The sequence below is a fragment of the Streptomyces sp. NBC_00637 genome (assembly GCF_045161545.1).
Taxonomy (GTDB): domain Bacteria; phylum Actinomycetota; class Actinomycetes; order Streptomycetales; family Streptomycetaceae; genus Streptomyces.
Window position 1 is genome coordinate 6714352 of sequence record NZ_CP109046.1, and the last position, 19570, is coordinate 6733921.

Annotated in this window: 14 protein-coding genes and 1 pseudogene; 10 read left to right on the forward strand and 5 right to left on the reverse strand. The window is 71.7% G+C overall.

Annotated features, from left to right (window positions below; all coding sequences use genetic code 11):
- Positions 1-33: 33 nt before the first annotated feature.
- Positions 34-1563 (reverse strand): annotated as a pseudogene (ctaD, locus tag OG440_RS29505) (cytochrome c oxidase subunit I); the annotation flags it as partial.
- A 359-nt stretch (positions 1564-1922) separates the two neighbouring features.
- Here ctaD and OG440_RS29510 point away from each other — a divergent pair.
- Positions 1923-2138, forward strand: coding sequence for an I78 family peptidase inhibitor (locus OG440_RS29510; protein ID WP_406009806.1), 216 nt, complete (start codon positions 1923-1925; stop codon positions 2136-2138).
- 107 nt (positions 2139-2245) lie between these two features.
- On the opposite strand, the gene OG440_RS29515 is transcribed toward OG440_RS29510, so the two are convergent.
- Together OG440_RS29515 and OG440_RS29520 are read right to left on the reverse strand one after the other, a co-directional pair.
- Entirely contained in the window at positions 2246-3292 is a 1047-nt protein-coding gene (locus tag OG440_RS29515; RefSeq protein ID WP_406009807.1) for a phosphatase PAP2 family protein, read from the reverse strand.
- A 205-nt stretch (positions 3293-3497) separates the two neighbouring features.
- Positions 3498-4697 carry a mannosyltransferase family protein gene (locus tag OG440_RS29520; RefSeq protein ID WP_406009808.1) on the reverse strand — a complete coding sequence of 400 codons (1200 nt, stop codon included), beginning with the start codon at positions 4695-4697 and terminating at the stop codon, positions 3498-3500.
- Between the two features lie 359 nt (positions 4698-5056).
- On the opposite strand from OG440_RS29520, the gene OG440_RS29525 reads away from it, so the two are divergent.
- The gene (locus OG440_RS29525) at positions 5057-6658 is read left to right on the forward strand and encodes an MFS transporter (RefSeq protein WP_406009809.1); all 1602 of its coding nucleotides are present in this window, start codon (positions 5057-5059) and stop codon (positions 6656-6658) included.
- 199 nt (positions 6659-6857) lie between these two features.
- Positions 6858-8048 carry an acyl-CoA dehydrogenase family protein gene (locus OG440_RS29530; protein WP_406009810.1) on the forward strand — a complete coding sequence of 397 codons (1191 nt, stop codon included), beginning with the start codon at positions 6858-6860 and terminating at the stop codon, positions 8046-8048.
- Positions 8049-8089: 41 nt separating this feature from the next.
- Here OG440_RS29530 and OG440_RS29535 read toward each other — a convergent pair whose 3' ends face one another.
- Positions 8090-8527: a cell division protein SepF gene (locus OG440_RS29535; protein WP_020128186.1), complete on the reverse strand. Its 438-nt coding sequence runs from the start codon at positions 8525-8527 to the stop codon at positions 8090-8092.
- A gap of 312 nt (positions 8528-8839) precedes the next feature.
- Here OG440_RS29535 and OG440_RS29540 point away from each other — a divergent pair, with 312 nt between their 5' ends.
- The 7 genes from OG440_RS29540 to OG440_RS29570 all read left to right on the forward strand — a co-directional run bounded on the left by OG440_RS29540 (position 8840) and on the right by OG440_RS29570 (position 18183).
- Positions 8840-10039 (forward strand): DUF5685 family protein, encoded by a 1200-nt coding sequence (locus OG440_RS29540; RefSeq protein ID WP_406009811.1) that lies wholly within the window; start codon positions 8840-8842, stop codon positions 10037-10039.
- 181 nt (positions 10040-10220) lie between these two features.
- Positions 10221-10823 (forward strand): GTP-binding protein, encoded by a 603-nt coding sequence (locus OG440_RS29545; protein WP_406009812.1) that lies wholly within the window; start codon positions 10221-10223, stop codon positions 10821-10823.
- 427 nt (positions 10824-11250) lie between these two features.
- A complete protein-coding gene (locus OG440_RS29550) occupies positions 11251-13035 on the forward strand; it encodes an FAD/NAD(P)-binding protein (protein ID WP_406009813.1) in 1785 nt (594 codons plus the stop codon).
- Positions 13036-13085: 50 nt separating this feature from the next.
- Positions 13086-14159, forward strand: coding sequence for an LLM class flavin-dependent oxidoreductase (locus OG440_RS29555; protein ID WP_406009814.1), 1074 nt, complete (start codon positions 13086-13088; stop codon positions 14157-14159).
- A 738-nt stretch (positions 14160-14897) separates the two neighbouring features.
- Positions 14898-15809 (forward strand): S1 family peptidase, encoded by a 912-nt coding sequence (locus tag OG440_RS29560; RefSeq protein WP_406009815.1) that lies wholly within the window; start codon positions 14898-14900, stop codon positions 15807-15809.
- Positions 15810-16008: 199 nt separating this feature from the next.
- Positions 16009-16854, forward strand: coding sequence for a slipin family protein (locus OG440_RS29565; protein ID WP_406009816.1), 846 nt, complete (start codon positions 16009-16011; stop codon positions 16852-16854).
- A gap of 246 nt (positions 16855-17100) precedes the next feature.
- On the forward strand, positions 17101-18183 hold the full coding sequence (locus OG440_RS29570) for a S1 family peptidase (protein WP_406009817.1): 1083 nt from the start codon (positions 17101-17103) through the stop codon (positions 18181-18183).
- Positions 18184-18324: 141 nt separating this feature from the next.
- On the opposite strand, the gene OG440_RS29575 is transcribed toward OG440_RS29570, so the two are convergent.
- The gene (locus OG440_RS29575; RefSeq protein WP_406009818.1) at positions 18325-19440 is read right to left on the reverse strand and encodes a DUF3533 domain-containing protein; all 1116 of its coding nucleotides are present in this window, start codon (positions 19438-19440) and stop codon (positions 18325-18327) included.
- Positions 19441-19570: the final 130 nt, after the last annotated feature.

Here is a 19570-nt window from a genome sequence, read left to right on the forward strand (position 1 = left end):
GGGCGGCGGGCAGGACGTCGCCCATTCCAGGGAGCGGCCGAAGCCCCAGGGGTCGTCGACCTCGACCCTGGTGCCGTACCTGGCGGTCTTCCAGACGTTGTAGAGGAACGGCAGGGTGGAGAGGCCGAGCAGGAACGAGCCGATCGTCGAGACGGTGTTGAGCGCGGTGAACCCGTCGGCGGCGAGATAGTCGGCGTAGCGGCGCGGCATGCCCTCGGCGCCCAGCCAGTGCTGCACCAGGAACGTGGTGTGGAAGCCGACGAACAGCGTCCAGAAGTGGATCTTTCCCAGCCGTTCGTCGAGCAGTCTCCCGGTGAACTTGGGCCACCAGAAGTGGAATCCGCCGAAGACCGCGAAGACGACCGTTCCGAAGACGACGTAGTGGAAGTGGGCGACCACGAAGTACGAGTCGGAGACATGGAAGTCCATCGGCGGCGACGCCAGGATCACCCCGGTGAGGCCTCCGAACAGGAACGTCACCAGGAATCCCGTGGCCCACAGCATCGGGGTCTCGAAGGAGAGCGATCCCTTGATCATGGTCCCGGTCCAGTTGAAGAACTTCACGCCCGTCGGCACGGCGATCAGGAAACTCATGAAGGAGAAGAAGGGCAGCAGCACCGCGCCCGTGACGAACATGTGGTGCGCCCACACCACGATCGACAGCCCGGTGATCGCCATCGTCGCGCCGACCAGGGTGAGGTAGCCGAAGATCGGCTTGCGGCTGAAGACCGGAATGATCTCGGTGATGATCCCGAAGAACGGCAGCGCGATGATGTACACCTCGGGATGCCCGAAGAACCAGAACAGGTGCTGCCACAGCAGCGCCCCGCCGTTGGCCGCCTCGAACACCGTCGAACCGAACCGCCGGTCCGCCTCCAGCACCAGCAGCGCGGCCGCCAGCACCGGGAACGCCAGCAGGATCAGGATCGACGTGAAGAGTGTGTTCCAGGTGAAGATCGGCATCCGGAACATCGTCATGCCGGGCGCACGCATCCCGATGATCGTCGTGATGAAGTTGACCGCGCCGAGGATGGTGCCGAAGCCGGCCAGCGCCAGCCCCATGATCCACAGATCGGGACCGATCCCCGGCGAGAACCGCCCGCTGTTCAGCGGCGCGTAGGCGAACCAGCCGAACGCCGCCGCCCCGTCCGGTGTCAGCAGCGAGCCCAGCACGGTCAGCCCGCCGAACAGGAACAGCCAGTACGAGAGCATGTTCAGCCGGGGGAAGGCCACGTCGGGGGCACCGATCTGGAGCGGCATCAGCTCGTTGGCGAAGCCCGCGAAGGACGGGGTCGCGAACAGCAGCAGCATGATCGTGCCGTGCATCGTGAACAGCTGGTTGAACTGGCCGGCGTCCACGATCTGCAGGCCGGGCCGGGCCAGCTCAGCCCGCATCAGCATCGCCATGAGGCCGCCGACCAGGAAGAAGGCGAAGGCCGTCGTCAGGTAGAGGTGGCCGATCTTCTTGTGGTCGGTGGTGGTCAGCCAGTCCACGACCACCCGGCCGCGGCCACCGCGCCTGATGCCCGCGGTCCGTGCCGCCGCCACGGTCTCGGTCCCCATCGCTGGCCCCTTCGTTCGCCCTGTCCCGGGCCCGCCGACGCCCCGGGTGCGTACGGAGGATGTGTGGGGGAGCCGTGTATTTCCTATGCGCAGTCAGCTCCCGCGATCCCGCACGGAATCGGAATGCGGTGGGGTCGGGGAACGGTCTTCCGCGAACTTTCCGCCGGGCCATTCGAGGTGTCCGGGCGACACGCGGGAATTACGTTCGAATTCGCGCGGAAGGCGCACGGAACCGTTCGTACGTGTGAGTGAGTTCGCCCGAAACGCTTGTCGTGATCCTGTGACAGAAGTGTGACCCGGGTGATCCGTATCGCCCGTCCGGGGTTCCCGGGGCGGGGCGCGCCGCCTAGCGTGGCGGTATGGCACCGAATCCCACTCCGCCAGCGGAGCCCCAGGACAATCCGGACGGGTACGTCGGCCTCGAGGCCGCACGGGCCGAGCGGCTCGCACGCGAACGGGGGTGGTCGACGGTGCGTGCGCTGGCCCCCGGGACGATCATCACCATGGAGTACCGCTTCGGACGGCTGAACTTCGAGGTGAGCGACGGGCACGTGGCACGCGCCTGGAAGGGCTGAGACGTCCGGGGAGAGCACGGCGAAGACCCCAGTTCCCTGCTTCGGGAACCGGGGCCTTCGGGTGCGGAACCTGGTGGTGCGTACCGGGGTCCCGCTGTTCGGGGAGGTCAGCCGCCGGTGAGCGGGCGGGCCGCGGAAGCCGCGGCACCGCGCGGGAGGCGGTCGGCGTGCGGTGGGCGGCGGCTGCCGACCGGGGTGACCGGGGTGCGCTCGGAGCGGGTCGTGTGCGGGCCCGGCGCCAGGTGGACCGGCGCCCGCGGCGAACGGGCCGGGGTGGCCGGCTCGCGGGCCCCGGAGGCCTCCTCCTGGGCCGGCGCTCCCGCGGCGTACGCCACGGGTACGGCGACGGGGGCGGCCGGAGCCGGGGAAGGAGCCGGAGCCGGGGCCGTGCCTGCGCGGCGGTCGCGCCAGCGGTCGCGCAGGTCGAAGATCGCGACCTCGGCGCGGGCGATCAGCGGCTCGCACCAGGGCAGGGCCAGCAGGATCAGCAGCCCCGCGGCCCAGCCGAGCACCACGTCGCTGAGCCAGTGGGTGCCGAGGTAGACCGTGGCGAGGCCGACGCCGAGCGAGGTGACCGCGGAGAGCGCGGACAGCCAGCGGCGGGCCCTCGGGGTGGAGGCCAGATACGCGAGGATTCCCCAGGTCACGACCGCGTTGGCGGTATGGCCGCTGGGAAATATATCGCCGCCCAGACCCATCTCGTTCGAGCCGATGGCGGTCGCGTAGTGCGGTCCGAGCCGGCCCATGCCGAGCTTGGCGGCGCCGACGGTGATGTTCAGCAGCAGCAGCGAGGCGCCGAGCGTGAGCAGCGGGCGCAGGGTGTGCTGCCGCCAGGATCTCCAGCCGAGCCAGGCGGCGACCATCACGGCGGTCGGACCGCGCTGGCCGAGGACCACGTAGTAGTCGACGAACCAGTGGATGCCGGACCACTGCTGGTACGGCCGGAAGAACATGACCAGCCAGTCGAGGCGGACCAGCCACGAGGTGATCACCACGAGCCACACGATCGCCAGATAGAAGGCCAGGGTCGCCAGGCACAGCGCGACCCGGTGCCTGCTCATCTTCGGCACATCGATGTGGGCCGGTCGTTCCGGCTCCCGGTCGAGCCTGGCGAACACCCGGTCCAGACGGGTGAGGTTTTGTTCGGTACGCACCTAAACGACGTTACAGCGAGTGAGCTCGCGACCCGGCCGATTCCGCTGGTTTGTGATGACGATGTGATGTGGGATTGCTCTCAGAAGGGCACCAATTCCTGTGGAATCGCTAATCGTCGAACAGTGTTCCCTTCAATTCCTTTGATCATTCCAGGAGATAGTTTTAGGGAATGTATGAAAGGGTTCACCGAAAAGCCGGACCCCCTTACGGCGGACCGCTGCCGTTCAGCCACCACGCGCCGTACACGGCCGACGCCACCGCGAGGCATCCCACCACCGCCGCCGCCCCGGGCGTCCGCAGCCGGGCCAGGGCCAGGGCGGGCGGCAGCAGCAGCGGGAAGGCGGGCAGCAGCAGGCGCGGCTTGGAGCCGAAGTAGCTCGACGCGCACAGGGCGAGCGCCAGGACCACACCCGTGTACACCAGCAGCCCGAGCGGCTGGCGCTGCCGCACGCAGACGACGTACAGCCACAGCAGCAGGGCGACGCCGGTGATCAGACCGACACCGGCGAGGGCCGACGGGAACGACGTGAACTTGTCGGCGACGAAGCGGGCGAAGGCGTAGCCGCCGTCGAAGCCGTTGCGCCAGCCCGCCTGGACGTCGAGGTACCCGAACGGGCCCTTGCCGGTGTGGTGGCCGACCCACAGGACGTAGCCGGCGGCGCCGAGGGGCGCGAGGAGCAGGGCGACGGCGCGCGGCACGACGTCCCGGGTGCCGGACGGCCGGACCCCGTACGGGGGAGAGGCGTCGCAGGCCGCGGACCGGCGGTCCCGGACGAAGGACGCCACGGCCGCCGCCCACACCGCCGCGATCACGGCGAGCCCCACCGGACGGGTGAGGCCGGACAGCGACGCGAGCACGCCCGCGCTCACCCACCGTCCGGTGAGCACCGCGTACAGCGACCAGGCGGCCAGTGCGGTGAAGAGCGACTCGCTGTACGCCATCGACTGCACGATCGCGACGGGCAGAACGGCCCACACCAGCACCGCGCACACCCCGGCCCGGCGCCCGTACACGTGGTCGGCGACCGCGAAGACGCCCCAGGCCGCCGCGAGCGAGGCGAGCAGGGACACGACGAAGCCGGCGTCGGCGTACGACAGCGGGGTCACCGCGTGCAGCAGCCTCTCCAGCCAGGGCAGCAGCGGGAAGAAGGCCAGGTTGGAATGGACGTCGCCGTTCGGCAGACGGACCTCGTAGCCGTACCCCAGTTCGGCGACCCTGGTGTACCAGAGCGCGTCCCAGCGGGCGGTCAGCAGCGTGTACGCGCTCTTGTCACGGGCGGCGCTCCACAGGACCAGGGCGAGCAGACCGAGGGAACGCACGGCCGCGTACCCCAGGAGGGCGGGGGCCGCCCGGCGCAGGGTCACGGAGCCGGGGGGCGTCACGCGCGTCTCGAGATCGGTCACGGGCCCGATTATCGACGGCGTGCCCGGCGACCAGGTCCGCCGGGGCGGTCGGGGGGCGGTCGGGCGGCCCCCGAGACCGACCGGCGACGCCCCGGGAAGGCGCCGGAGACGGGCCGGGGACGGGTGCCGGGCGGGGTACGGGGGAGTGGCCCGCAGGTGACGAGGAAGTGGCGTACGCCACAGGGGTCGCCCCTGGCGGTGAGAGGTCCGCCACGTGGCACCGGCGCGAACTCGCGTACGCTGCGTTCCACTCGTGTTCGTTTGCGCGGGCCGGAGACACCGCTCCTCTCCGGCCGAGCCGCGGGGAGTCCCCACCCCGTGAGCCCGCCGAACCGGGGGATCACCTGGGAGGTACGTACATGTCCGGGACGACCACGGCCGCCGCTGGGCTGCGCCGTCGGGCGGCCGGGGCCGGTGCCAACCGCTGGGTCGTCCTGGTGGTGCTGTGCGTCAGCCTGCTGCTCGTCGCGGTGGACGCGACCGTGCTGCATGTGGCGGTGCCCGCCGTCACCGAGGATCTGCGACCCGGCGGCATCGAGCTGCTCTGGATCGTCGACACGTATCCGCTGGTCTGCGCCTCGCTGCTGATCCTCTTCGGCACGCTCGGCGACAAGGTGGGCCGCAGACGGATCCTGCTGCTCGGTTACGCCCTGTTCGGCGTCGCCTCCGCGCTGGCGGCGTTCGCCGGGAGCGCGCAGACCCTGATCCTGGCGCGGGCGCTGCTGGGCGTCGGCGGCGCGATGATCATGCCCGCGACGCTGTCGATCCTGCGGCAGGTGTTTCCGGAGCGGCGTGAGCGGGCGCTCGCGATCGGCATCTGGAGCGCCGTGGCCGCGGTGGGGGCGGCGATCGGCCCGCTCCTGGGCGGCCTTCTGCTCGAACACTTCTGGTGGGGCTCGGTCTTCCTGGTCAACATCCCGTTGATGCTGGTCAGCCTCCCGGTGGGGCGGCTGCTGCTGCCCGAGTCGCGGGGCGCGGCCGACGGCCCCTGGGACGTGGTCGGCGCGCTGACGGCGGCGGTCGGCCTGTTCGGTGTCGTGCTGGGCGTGAAGCGGCTGGGCGGCGGTGAGTTCGGCCTGTTCACCGTCGTGCCGCTGCTGCTGGGCGCGGCACTGATCGCGCTGTTCGTCCGCCGTCAGCGGCGTCGCCTGCATCCGCTGGTGGACCTGCGGATGTTCGGACGGCCGGCGTTCAGTACGTCGGTCGGGTGCATCGTGCTGGCGATGCTCGCGCTGGTGGGTCTGGAGCTGATCGCGGCGCAGTACCTGCAGCTGGTGCTGGGCCTGTCACCGCTGGAGACGGGCCTGCGGCTGCTGCCCCTGACCTTCGCCGCGATGGCGGCGGGACTGGCCGGGGCACGGCTGCTCCGGCAGTTCGGCCCGCGCCGGATGGTGTGCGGGGGGTTCGTCCTCACGGCCCTGGCGGTGCTGACGCTGACCGCGATGGGCGGGTCGGACAACACGGGGCTGCTGCTGTTCGGGTTCCTGCTGCTGGGATTCGGCCTGGAGACGACCTTGTTCGCGGCGTACGAGTCGATGCTGAGCGAGGCTCCGCCGGAGCAGGCGGGCGGGGCGGCGGCGATCGGGGAGACGTCGTACCAGCTGGGGGCGGGGATGGGCATCGCGCTGCTCGGCAGCGTGATGAACGCCGCGTACGCGCCCGGGCTGAGGTCCGTCCCGGGGGTGCCGGCGTCCGCGTCGGACGCGGCCGGGCATTCGCTGGGCGAGGCCTACGAGGTCGCCGGGCAGCTGGGCGGGCCGGTCGGGGGCGCGCTGCGGCGGGTGGCGAGGGACAGTTTCGTGCACGGGTTGCATGTCACGCTGCTGGTGAGCGCGGGGTTGTTGCTGGTGGGGGCCGTGATGGCGTTGCGGTTGCCGCGGGTCATGCAGTGCGAGTCGCCTCCGGCGGAGGTCGAGCTTCCGTCGCCCCGGGGCGTCGTGGAGTCCCGCGTCTCCGCCTGAGTCGCCCCTCCGGCCCTCCGTGCCGCCCGTTCGCCGTCGATCGAACGGCGGGCGTCTCCCGTGAGGACGCCGCACCGCCGGCGGCTTGCGGCTGCCGGGCTGTGCGGCGCGTACTGGACGTGCGGGACGGCGCGTCGTAACGTCGCCCGGGCATCGTGACTAGCGGTGCTAGTTTTTGGTACCTGCCGGAGGCTGTCGTATGTCCCCGTCCTCGAAGTTGCCCCCCTTCGACCCCGCCGACCCCCTCGGGCTCGACGATCTGCTGGAGCCGGAGGATCTCGCGATCCGTGACACCGTGCGGAGCTGGGCCGCGGACCGGGTACTGCCCCGGGTCGCCGAGTGGTACGAGCGCGGGGAGCTGCCGGAGATCCGGGAGCTGGCGCGCGAGCTCGGCGCCATCGGGGCGCTCGGGATGTCGCTGAGCGGTTACGGGTGCGCCGGCGCCAGCGCCGTGCAGTACGGCCTCGCCTGTCTCGAACTCGAAGCCGCCGACTCCGGCATCCGCTCGCTCGTCTCCGTCCAGGGCTCCCTCGCCATGTACGCCCTGCACCGCTTCGGCAGCAAGGAGCAGAAGCGGACCTGGCTGCCGGGGATGGCCGCGGGCGAGATCATCGGGTGCTTCGGGCTCACCGAACCCGATCACGGCTCCGACCCGGCCGGCATGCGGACCTACGCCAAGCGGGACGGCTCCGACTGGGTGCTCAACGGCCGCAAGATGTGGATCACCAACGGCTCCGTCGCCGGGGTGGCCGTCGTCTGGGCGCAGAGTGACGACGGGATCCGCGGCTTCGTGGTGCCGGCCGGCACCGCGGGGTTCTCGGCGCCCGAGATCAAACACAAGTGGTCCCTGCGGGCCAGCGTGACCAGCGAGCTCGTGCTCGACGACGTGCGGCTGCCCGCCGACGCCGTCCTGCCCGAGGTCACCGGGCTGCGCGGACCGCTCAGCTGCCTGTCCCACGCCCGCTACGGCATCGTCTGGGGCGCGATGGGAGCGGCCCGCTCCTGCTTCGAGACCGCCGTCGCGTACGCGAAGACCCGTGAGCAGTTCGGGCGGCCCATCGGGGGGTTCCAGCTCACCCAGGCCAAGCTCGCCGACATGGCGGTCGAGCTGCACAAGGGGATTCTGCTCGCCCATCATCTGGGGCGGCGCATGGACGCCGGCCGCCTGCGTCCCGAGCAGGTCAGCTTCGGCAAGCTCAACAACGTACGGGAGGCGATCGAGATCTGCCGGACCGCCCGTACGGTCCTCGGTGCCAACGGGATCTCGCTCGAATACCCCGTCATGCGGCACGCGACCAACCTGGAGTCGGTCCTCACCTACGAGGGCACCGTCGAGATGCACCAGCTCGTGCTGGGCAAGGCGCTCACCGGACTCGACGCCTTCCGCTGACCCGGCCGGGGGCCGGGGCAGGGCCGGTGAGCGGCCCTGCCTCAGCTCTGGTTGAAGAAGCCGTCCGTCCGGTGCGCGGAGGGGTCTCCGTTCACGATCTCGGTGTTGGCCGGGGTCAGCAGGAACACCCGGGTGGACACCCGCTCGATGGAACCCCGCAGGCCGAAGATCAGCCCGGCCGCGAAGTCGACGACGCGCTTGGCGTCACCTGCCTCCATGGCCGTGAGGTTCATGATGACCGGCACGCCCTCGCGGAACAGTTCACCGATCGCCCGCGCGTCCCGGAAGCTGTCCGGGGTGACGGTGCCGATCCGCCGGCCTTTTTCCTCGGCCGTGTCCGTCGCCACCTTCACGCGGGGGTCGGTGACCCAGGCGTCGCCGGAGTCGGTCCCCTCGGAATAGTCGTCGTCGTAGTAACGCTCGTCATCGTTGTCGTCGACGAGGCCAAGCCAGGCACTCGCCTTGCGCACCGATCCCATGGACGCCTCCTCTCACAGCGGTCTTTCTGCTTTCCGCATTCCCCATGGTCGTCCATGATGCGGATGTCGCGCCAAGTGGATAGACGCCGCGCGGGGGGTTTGTGACGGTACTGGTGCACAGCGAATCCGTCGAGAGCCCGCGTCTCCCAAGGGTCGTACCGCATACGGCTGCTGACTGTGAGTGAAATATGATTCTTCGTGGCGAACGAGTGACGCACGGTGCGTCCGGGTGAACCGAGTGCCCCGGATCCGGCATGACAATCGGTCGATAGCATGCCGCAGCTGAATGTCCCAAGGACGACGGGGGTTGTCGTGTTCGGAATCGTCAGGCCGTGCAGTCACCGGCTCGGAGAAGGTCTCAAGACCCAGTGGATGGCGCACCTGTGCGGGCTGTGCCTCGCGCTGCGCGGCGACCACGGGCAGTTCGCGCGGGTCGTCACCAACTACGACGGGCTGCTCATATCGGTCCTGACGGAGGCTCAGGCGCCCCGGGTCACAGCCGACGGGTGGCGGCGGACGGCGGGACCCTGCCCGCTGCGCGGGATGCGCACCGCGTCCGTCGCACAGGGCGAGGGCGCCCGGCTCGCGGCCGCCGTCTCGCTGGTGCTCGCCTCGGCCAAGGTCCGCGACCACGTCGCCGACCGGGACGGGCTGCTGGCGCGGCGGCCCGTCGCCGTCGCCGCGCGCAGGGTGGCCGCGAGCTGGGGGCGGGCCGGAGAACGCGGCGGGGCCGCCGTCGGGTTCGACACCGCCGTCCTCGTCGACGCCGTGGACCGGCAGGTCGGCATCGAGGCGCTCGCCGGGGCCGGCACCCCGCTGCCGGCCGTCACCGAGCCGACCGAGACCGCGACCGCCGCCGCCTTCGCGCACACCGCGGTCCTGGCGGGCCGCCCCGGCAACGCCGCCCCGCTCGCCGAGGCCGGCCGGCTGTTCGGGCGGCTGGCGCATCTGCTGGACGCGGTCGAGGACCGGGAGTCCGACGCGGCGGCCGGCGCCTGGAACCCGCTGACGGCCACCGGCACCCCGCTCACCGAGGCCCGCCGGCTCGCCGACGACGCCCTGCACGGCATCCGGCTCGCGCTGCGCGACGTCGAGTTCGTGGACGGCAGGCTCGCGCATCTGCTGCTGGCGCACGAGCTCCAGCGGTCGGTCGACCGGGCGTTCGGGACGTCGTCGTGCGGGCATTCGCACACGCCGGAGGGCTCCTTCGGGCCGCCGACCGGCCCCTACGCGCCTCGCGGGCCGGTGGACCCCCACGCGCCCGGCAACCCGTACGGGGGCAACCCCTTCGGAGGGGAGCCGCCACGGCCCGGCAAGCGGGGCTTCTGGGCCGGGTGCGCGGTCGCGCTCGGGCTGTGCTGCACCTGCAAGGTCTGTTGCGCCGACGAGTTCGAGGGGCCCTGGTCGCGGAAGAAGCGGGAGGGCTGGTGCAGCGACGGCTGTGACGGCTGCGATTGCTGCGACGGGTGTGAGTGCTGCGAATGCTGCGGGTGCTGCGACTGCTCCTGCTGACGCGGCGTCACCGTCCCGACGCCCGGCGCCCATGAGGGCGCCGCGGTGAGCGGCGGGCATCCCCGGAACGTATCTCCGGTCGAGGACGCGGACTTCGCGGGGCCGTCCATCGGGAGCGGCGGTCGGCCGTTCGCGTGCCGGCAACCCGCGGAGCGGTCGCTCCGGATGCTCGAAAGGATCGATGATCATGCCCGGGCGCTCTGACAAAACCGTTCCGCTCGCCGTGAAGATCGTGGTGAGCGGCGGGCTGGGGGTCGGCAAGACGACCTTCATCGGCGCCGTCTCCGAGATCGACCCGCTCGACACCGAGGCGCCGATCACCCAGGTGTCGGTCGGCGTCGACTCGCTGGAGGGCGTGGAGTCCAAGACCACCACCACCGTCGCGCTCGACTTCGGACGGATCACGCTCGACCCGGCCATCGCGCTGTACCTGTTCGGCACGCCCGGGCAGGACCGGTTCTCCTTCCTGTGGGACGACCTGGTGGAGGGCGCGCTCGGCACGGTGGTCCTCGCGGACACCCGGCGGATCGAGGAGTGCTTCCCGGCCGTCGACTACTTCGAGGCGCAGGGCGCGCCGTTCGTCCTCGCGGTGAATCGATTCGACGGAGCCGAGCGCTTTGAACTGGACGAGGTGCGGTGGGCGTTGGGGCTCGGCGCCGAGGTGCCCGTACTGGAGTGCGACGCACGGGAGCGCGGCTCCGTGCGGGACGTGCTGGGGGCGCTGATGGATCGGGTGGTCGGGTTCCGCGCCGCTCCGGGCCGGAGCGCGGTCGGAGCGCGCTGATCGCCGCGGAGCGGGCGCGAGACGCGGAGGAAACGGCGGAGAACAGGTAGGGCGAGGGGAGGGTACGGAGGTGAAGGCGCAGCGTGGTGAGGGGAGAACGCGAGAAGGGCACCCCGGAAACGGGGGCCGCAGGGGGTCAGCTCAACAGGAACAGGACCACACACGACCGAAGTCGATGTGGGAGCGGGTGACCAGCCACTGCTGCGGATGCATGGGGCAAGTGGAACAGGTCTCCGGTGGTGCGTCAACCGGCCTGAGACGCACCGCTCATAGTGTGGACGGCCTTGACAGCGACGGGAAACGCCCACGTAGTCTCGCCGCACGGCCCTGCTGAGGGGCTCGGCCGTATCCGCGCCATGCTGCGCGCCCTCTTCGGTGTGTGAAGGCACCTACCCGTGTTCGATCCCAGCTGTCACGGAGCCTTCGCATGCCTTCCGAAACCCTCGCCCCCGACGCCCCCGCCACCCTCGTGATCGTCGGGGCCGGGCCGCGGGGAACCGGTCTCATCGAGCGGATCGCCGCCAACGCGCCCGAGCTGTACGCCGGTTCGGGGCTCGAGATCCATCTCGTCGACCCGCATCCGCCGGGCGCCGGACGCATCTGGCGCGCCGCCCAGTCGCCGCTGCTGTGGATGAACTCGCACGCCGAGGACGTCACCATGTTCACCGACGAGTCGGTGGAGATGACCGGGCCCGTGCGGCCCGGCCCGACCCTGCACGAGTGGGCCGGCATCGACGCGCGTACCTTCGCCGACCGGCAGATCCAGGGCTCCTATCTGCGCTGGGTGCACGAGCGGGCCGTCGCCGCCCTGCCCCCGCGGATCACCGTCCGCCACCATCAGGTGCGCGCTCTGAAGGTGAGCGGCCCCCGCGCGGGACGCCAGCAGGTGTGGCTGGAAGGCCGGGAGCAGCCCCTGTCCGCCGACCTGGTCGTCCTCGCTCTCGGCCATCTGGACGCGGAACTCGACCAGGAACAAAGCGAGTTGGCGGCCTACGCGGACAAGCACGGGCTCATCCATCTGCCGCCGGACTTCACGGCGGACAGCGACCTGTCCGCGCTGCCGGCCGGTGAACCCGTGCTGGTGCGTGGATTCGGGCTCGCCTTCGTCGACCTGATGGTGCTGCTCACCGAGGGGCGCGGCGGTCGCTACGAGGGGGACACCTATGTGCCCTCGGGGCGGGAACCGGTGCTGTACGTCGGCTCGCGGCGCGGTGTGCCGTACCACGCGAAGATCGGCTACGACTGGGCCGGGGAGCGGCCGCCGCTGCCCCGGTTCCTGGGACCCGCCGAGATCGACGGGCTGCTCGCGCGGCCCGCGGGCTTCGACTTCCGGCGGGACGTGTGGCCGCTGGTGGAGAAGGAGCTGGGCTTCGCCCACTACCACCGGCTGTTCACGGCCCACGCCGAGCGGACCGCGATGGCCTGGACCGACTTCGAGGAGAAGTACGAGGCCGCTTCCGAGGGCGCCGAGCGGGACGCCCTGGTGGCGTCCGCCGTGCCCGATCCGCGTGACCGGCTCGACCTGGGCGCGCTCGACCGGCCGTTGCGCGGGGTGACGTACGGGTCCTTCGAGGAGTTGCAGGAAGGGCTGCGCGGCTATGTGGAGAGCGACCTGAGCCGCCGTCACGACGTCGCCCACAGCACCGACCTGGCCGTGTTCCTGGGACTGCTCTCCGTCTACGGCCAGTTGGTCCGGCTCGGCGACATCGGACCCTGGTGGCACGGGTTCTTCAGCTACCTCGCCTCCGGGCCGCCGGGCCCCCGGCTGAGACAGCTGCTCGCGCTGTCCCGGGCGGGCGTACTGAACTTCGTCGGCGCCGGCATGGCCGTACGCGCGAGCGACGGGGTGTTCCGGGCGTCGAGCGACACCGTGCCGGGCTTCTCGGTCGAGGCGCGGGCGCTGGTGGAGGCCCGGCTGCCGGAGCCGACGCTCCGCCGCGCCGTCGACCCGCTGCTGCGGGAGCTGCACGCCGACGGCGCCGGCGAGACCCCGGACGGGCTGCTGCGGGTGGACCGCGCCGACGGGCGGGTCCTGGACCGGGCGGGCCGGCCGCACCCCCGCCGCTTCGCGCTCGGACCGCACACCGACGGCCGGACACCGGGCGCCTTCACCCGGCCGCGAACCGGCGGCCCCGCGTTCCGGCAGAACGACGCCACCGCCCGGGCCGTCCTGGTGTTCCTGCGGGACCTGGGCGCCGACGCCGTCGGATGAACCGCGCCGGCCACTTCGCAGCGTCACGGAAGAAAGGGTTCTCCCTCCCCATGACCTCATCGCACGGCCGGGGCCCGCTGCATCTGGCGGCCGCCCTGGACCAGCCGGGGGTGTACGACGCCCGCCCCTACGTCGAGCTGGCGTGTCTCGCCGAGCGGGGCGGACTCGACTTCGTGACGCTGGACGACACCTTCGCCCGGCCCGGGCCCGACGCGTCCGCCGTACTGTCCCGGGTGGCGCCCGCCACGCGGCGCGTCGGACTGGTGCCCACCCTCATCGCCACCCACCCCGAGCCCTTCCACGTCCAGGCCGCGGTCGCCGCGCTCGACCGGGTCAGCCGGGGCCGGGCCGGCTGGCGGATCGACGTCTCCACCACCGAAGGGGAGGCCCGTCTCCTGGCCCGCCCGCCCGCCGCGCCGCCGGACCCTCGGTGGCAGGAAGCCGGAGAAGTCGCCGACGTGGCGGCGAAGTTGCGGGACGGCCGGGAGGACGGCGCCGGGACACGGAAGGCGCCGACCGGTCGTCACCTCGACCGCGACAAGGCGCACCAGGCCGACTTCACCGGCGCGGCCTTCTCGGTGCGGAGCCCCGCCCTCGCGCCCGGACCCCCGCGGGGTCACCCCGTGCGGGTGGTCGACGCCACCGAGGAACACGCCCGGTCGACCGCCGCCCGTCACGCCGATGTGGCCCTGGTCCGCGCGGTGAGCCAGGCCCAGGCCCGCACCGTCCGCGACCGACTGCGGGCCGAAGCTGCCGGACTGGGACGCGACCCGAACTCCCTGCTCGTCCTGGTGAGTCTGCTGATCGACCTCGGGGACGGCGAGCACGCCGCCGAACCAGGCCACGGCGGAGGCGGCCCCCGGCAGACCGCGCGGGGCCCGCTCTACCGGGGCGGACCCGTCGACCTCGCCGACCTGATCGCCTCCTGGTACAGGGACGGCACCACCGACGGCTTCCACCTCACCCCCGTCGTACCGCACCGCGACCTGGAGCGGCTGGTCAACGGCACGGTGGCGCTGCTCCAGCACCGCGGTCTGTTCCGCACCTTCTACCCGGGCGACACGCTCCGCGAGCACCTGGGGCTGGCCCGGCCCGCCGACCAGTACGCGGGGGGCGCCCCGTGAACGGACGGGTGCCCCACGGCCCGAGGGCCCGAGACCATCCGGCCGGCACCGCCGCCCGGCCGGCGCGGTGCGTGCGCGAGGACGCCGCCGACGGCTTCGTCCTCGTACCGCGGCTGGGCCGGGGCGATCGGGGCCGGGCAGCCGCAGCACGCGGGGCCGTGTGGAGTACGGCTCGCTCCGCTCGCGCTGACCGGAACGACCCGTTCCGCCCGTGCCGGGAGCGGCCTGGGGCCCAGCTCCCGGGCGATCCGGACGGTCTACTTCCGGACACCCCCGGGACCCGAGGGGTCGAAGAGGGCGCTGTGGTGCCCATGGCGACCGGCTCCGACGGCCGCACCGCGGCCGGAGATCCCGCACTCCGGCGCACGCGACGCGGAGGGACGCGCGACCGTCGGCCGCCGTTGGCCCTTCTGCCTCCGTGCGCCTGTGCGGATGCTTTCCTCCGCCCCTCCCCGCCACCGGGGAACACATATGACGTGGCGGTCGAGGCAGGGGAGCGCAACCTGGTCTGAGCTGGGGCAAGAGGCTGCAAGAGGGATCAACTCACGCAGTTCGTTGAAGGTCTGACGGCCGAAAGGCGCCCTTGCGCCGACCGGCCGTTCGGCCGAATACTCCCCCTCAGCGCTTGTCAGGGTCACGGCGTGTTCGGAATCCGGACGAACGTCGGTCCCTGGCTGCGCCTCACGGGCCCCGACCCCACACCACGGGCCCCCGACTTCCCCTGGGAGGGAACGAAACGTGAGGATCAAGCGCACCACCCCCACCACCCCCACGAGCGGTATCTCGAGACGGACCCGGCTGACCGCCGTGGCCACCGGACTCGTGGCCGCCGCCGCCATCGCCATCCCCCACGCGAGCGCGGCCGACACCGCCACCTACAGCACCGCCGAACTGAAGAGCGCCGGCGACTCGGTGCTCCAGGCGGACATCCCGGGCACCGCCTGGGCCGTCGACAGCAAGACCAACCGCCTCATGGTCACCGTCGACAGCACGGTCTCGGACGCCGAGATCGCGCAGATCAAGGAGCAGGCGGGCAGCAACGCCGGCGCGCTCACGATCAAGCACACCCCGGGCAAGTTCAACAAGCTGATCGGCGGCGGCGACGCCATCTACGGCGGCGGCTACCGCTGCTCGCTCGGCTTCAACGTGGTCAGCGGGAGCACCTACTACTTCCTGACCGCCGGGCACTGCGGCGAGGTCGCCTCGACCTGGTACTCGAACTCCGGTCAGACCACCGTGCTGGGCACGAACTCCGGCTACAGCTTCCCGACCAACGACTACGCGCTGGTCCGCTACACCAACACCTCGGTCGCCAAGGCGGGCACCGCGGGCAACACCGACATCAAGAGCGCCGGCAACGCCACGGTGGGCCAGTCGGTCATCCGGGACGGCTCCACCACCGGTATCCACACCGGCACGGTGACCGCCCTGAACGCCACGGTCAACTACGGCGGCGGCGACGTGGTCTACCAGATGATCCAGACCAACGTCTGTGCCGAGGGCGGCGACTCCGGCGGGGCCCTCTACACTTCCGCCGGTGTCGCGCTCGGTCTGACCTCGGGCGGCAGCGGCAACTGCAGCTCGGGCGGCACGACCTTCTTCCAGCCCGTGACCGAGGCCCTGAGCCGCTACGGCGTCAGCGTCTTCTAGTCCTCACGCGGCAGTCCCGACGCGGGAGTCCTCACCACGGGAGCCCCACGCGGTACCGCTCCACCTGGCCTGTGGCCGATCGCAGGCGAGCCCCCGTACGCAACCGGCGTGCGGGGGCTCGCTCTTGCCCGAAGACGGGCTTACCGTCGAGGTACAGGCAGTGATGCGCGGGCAGTGCTGTGGACCCCTGGGGGCCGGCATGGTCGAGGAGCTGGTGGTGGCGGGCGTCGCGCTGGTGTCCGCCGGAGCGGTGTACGCGGCGGCGGCGGCGCGGGTCGTCAAGCAGTACGAGCGGGGCGTGGTCCTGCGGCTCGGGAAACTCCGGCCCGAGGTGCGCGGCCCCGGGCTCACCCTGATCCTTCCGGGCGTCGACCGGCTGCGGAAGGTCAACATGCAGATCGTCACGATGCCGGTGCCCGGGCAGGAGGGCATCACCCGGGACAACGTCACCGTGCGCGTGGACGCCGTCGTCTACTTCAGGGTGACCTCGCCGGCCGAGGCGGTCATGCGGGTGGAGGACTACCGGTTCGCCGTCTCGCAGATGGCGCAGACCTCGCTGCGGTCCATCATCGGCAAGAGCGATCTGGACGATCTGCTGTCCGACCGCGAAAAGCTCAACCAGGGGCTGGAGTTGATGATCGACAGCCCGGCCGTGGAGTGGGGCGTCACCATCGACCGGGTGGAGATCAAGGACGTCTCCCTGCCCGAGACGATGAAGCGGTCCATGGCCCGGCAGGCCGAGGCCGACCGTGAGCGGCGGGCCCGGATCATCAACGCCGACGCCGAGCTCCAGGCGTCGAAGAAGCTCGCCGAGGCCGCGAAGGAGATGTCCGAGCAGCCCGCCGCGCTCCAGCTCCGGCTGCTCCAGACGGTGGTGGCGGTCGCCGCCGAGAAGAACTCCACCCTCGTCCTGCCGTTCCCGGTGGAGCTGCTGAGGTTCCTGGAACGGGCCCAGCAGCAACCGCTTCCCCCGACGTCCTCCACACCCCCGACGACTCCCACACCTTCACCGCCCACGACGGAGTCGGGTTCCGGCCAGGACTAGACCTCACCGCCTTGTAAGTGGTTACTCACGCGTAGCGTTTGCAGTGCGAATTCTCCTGTGGTGGGCCGGGGGTGCTCCGGGGCGGTGAAGGCGCGGAGGGCGCACGGTGTTCACCCTGTGCGCGTCCTGAAGTCGACCTTGTGTGCTCCCTGTGCGGTTCGGAAGAGTGAGCGCCCGTCAACCAGCCTTCCGGCCCGGATCCGTCCCCACAACGGCCCGGGCCGACCCCCCACAGGAGGACGCGACTTGAAGCACCGACGCATAGCCGGGCGGCGGATGGTCATGACGGGCGCGGGTATCGCCGCGCTCGTCGCAGCCGGAGTCACCTTCCAGACTGCGAACGCCAGTGAGCCTGCGAAGACCTCGCGGCCCGCCCCCCTCTCGGCCCTCGCGGCCGGAAAGCTCGCCTCGACGCTCGGCCGGGACCTCGGCGCCGACGCGGCGGGCACGTACTACGACGCGAAGAGCGAGAGCCTCGTGGTGAACGTCCTCGACGCGGCCGCCGCGAAGACCGTCGAGGCGGCCGGCGCCCAGGCCAGAATCGTCGAGAACTCCCTCGCCGAACTGACCGGCGCCCGTACGACGCTCACGGCGGACGCGTCCGTCCCGGGCACCGCCTGGGTGACCGACCCGACCACCAACAAGGTCGTCGTCACCGCCGACCGCACGGTCTCCGACGCCGAGTGGGCCAAGCTCACCAAGGTCGTCGACGGGCTGGGTCAGGTGGCCGAACTCCAGCGCACCAAGGGAGAGTTCAAGCCCTTCCTCGCCGGCGGCGACGCCATCACCGGGGGCACCGGGCGCTGCTCCCTCGGCTTCAACGTGGTCAAGGGCGGCGAACCGTACTTCCTGACCGCCGGGCACTGCACCGACGCCATCTCCACCTGGTCGGACTCCTCCGGCACCGAGATCGGCGCCAACGAGGTGTCCAGCTTCCCGGACGACGACTACGGCCTGGTCAAGTACACCGCCGAGGTCGCCCACCCGAGCGAGGTCGACCTGTACAACGGCTCGGCCCAGCGGATCACCGGCGCCGCCGAGGCCACCGTCGGCATGAAGGTCACCCGCAGCGGCTCGACCACCCAGGTGCACTCCGGCACGGTCACCGGCCTGGACGCCACGGTGAACTACGGCAACGGTGACGTCGTCAACGGCCTCATCCAGACCGACGTCTGCGCCGAGCCGGGCGACAGCGGCGGCTCCCTCTTCTCGGGCAGCAGCGCCGTCGGCCTGACCTCGGGCGGCAGCGGCGACTGCACCGCCGGCGGGGAGACGTTCTTCCAGCCGGTGACGGAGGCGCTGTCGGCGACGGGGACGCAGATCGGCTGACGGTCCGGAGCGGCACTCCGGGCAGTCGAGGTCCCGCCCCGCGCGCGAGGGGGCGGGACCTCACCCATGTCCGGACGACACCCGTGCCCGGCGTCACGCGTGCCCGGCGTCACTCGTTTCCGCCGCGCCGCGCCGCGCCGCTCACGGAGTGTGCTGCACGCGGCGGGTCCGCATTACCGCCGCCAGCAGGGTGACGGCGACCCCCGCGACCGCCCACGCCGACAGCACCAGCAGCGACGCGGTCATGTCGTTGCCGTCGAAGTAGGCGATCGAGCGTGCCGCCCAGGTCCCCGCGCCCGGCGGCAGCGCCGGACCGATCGCCTTCCAGAACGGCGGGAGCAGCGGAGGCGGGAGGGCGCCGCCCGCGCTCGGGTTGCCCAGGATCACCACCAGCAGGATGACCAGCCCGACGCCGGCGAGCCCGAGGACGCCCTGGAAGGCGAGCGTGGCCGCGCCGACCGCGAAGATGATCAGTGCGCCGAGCCCCCAGAAGGCCGCGATGCCGCCCGGCAGGGCTCCCAGGGCCGGGCCGACGATCAGGGCGCCGCCGAGTCCGCCGACGATCCCGACGACGGCCATCGCGAGGAGCCGGATCACGGCACGCCTCGGGGTGGAGCGGGCGGCCCCCGAGCCGATCACCATGATCGACGCGCACAGATAGCCGCCCACGCACCAGCCCACGGCGAGATAGAAGGACGACAGCCCGTTGGCGTCCTGCGTGTCGGCCGGGACCACGTCGAGGGTGCGCAGGGTGCGCGCCTCGGACTTCTCCAGGGTGCTGGTGAGCGCCACCAGGGTGGACGCCAGCACCTTCCCGCCGCCGGTGGCGACCAGGAGGGTGTCGGTGGTGCCGGACGGACCGACGACCAGGGCGCCGTCGATCTCCCGGTTCACGATCTGTTTCCGGGCCGTCGCCGCGTCGGCGACCGTGCGCGGGTCCAGGGGTCCGCCGGGCAGCTTCTCCAGCCGGGCCACCGTCTGTCGGGCGACGGCCGGGGACGCGACGACCCCGAAGGGCACGTCCTTGGGCCTGGGGTCGTGCAGTGCCCCCACGTAGGAGGCGATGAAGAGCAGGTGGAGCGCGACCGCACCGATCACCAGCAGCGTGGCCCGGGGGGTGACGGCGCGCCTCACCTCGTCCAGGAACGAGCCGGTGGAGGAGCCGGTGGAGGAGCCGGTGGAGGAGCCGGTGGAGGAGCCGGCTGAAGGGTCACCGGAGGAGCTGCGGGGGGTGTCGGCGCCGGTGGTCGGTGTCATGTCCCCACGGTCCGGGGCGCGGGGTGTTTCCGCAGGTGGGAGGCGCCCGAACGGCTGTCGTACAGATGTTCGGAAATTGGTCTATGGTGGGGGTGGGAGAGTTGGGAACTGATGTTCGATTAGTGGGAGG

Coding starts and splice junctions, on each gene's coding strand:
- OG440_RS29510 (WP_406009806.1), top strand. CDS start 1,923: ATGGCACCGAATCCCACTCCGCCAGCGGAGCCCCAGGACAATCCGGAC.
- OG440_RS29525 (WP_406009809.1), top strand. CDS start 5,057: ATGTCCGGGACGACCACGGCCGCCGCTGGGCTGCGCCGTCGGGCGGCC.
- OG440_RS29530 (WP_406009810.1), top strand. CDS start 6,858: ATGTCCCCGTCCTCGAAGTTGCCCCCCTTCGACCCCGCCGACCCCCTC.
- OG440_RS29535 (WP_020128186.1), bottom strand. CDS start 8,527: ATGGGATCGGTGCGCAAGGCGAGTGCCTGGCTTGGCCTCGTCGACGAC.
- OG440_RS29545 (WP_406009812.1), top strand. CDS start 10,221: ATGATCATGCCCGGGCGCTCTGACAAAACCGTTCCGCTCGCCGTGAAG.
- OG440_RS29550 (WP_406009813.1), top strand. CDS start 11,251: ATGCCTTCCGAAACCCTCGCCCCCGACGCCCCCGCCACCCTCGTGATC.
- OG440_RS29555 (WP_406009814.1), top strand. CDS start 13,086: ATGACCTCATCGCACGGCCGGGGCCCGCTGCATCTGGCGGCCGCCCTG.
- OG440_RS29565 (WP_406009816.1), top strand. CDS start 16,009: ATGGTCGAGGAGCTGGTGGTGGCGGGCGTCGCGCTGGTGTCCGCCGGA.
- OG440_RS29575 (WP_406009818.1), bottom strand. CDS start 19,440: ATGACACCGACCACCGGCGCCGACACCCCCCGCAGCTCCTCCGGTGAC.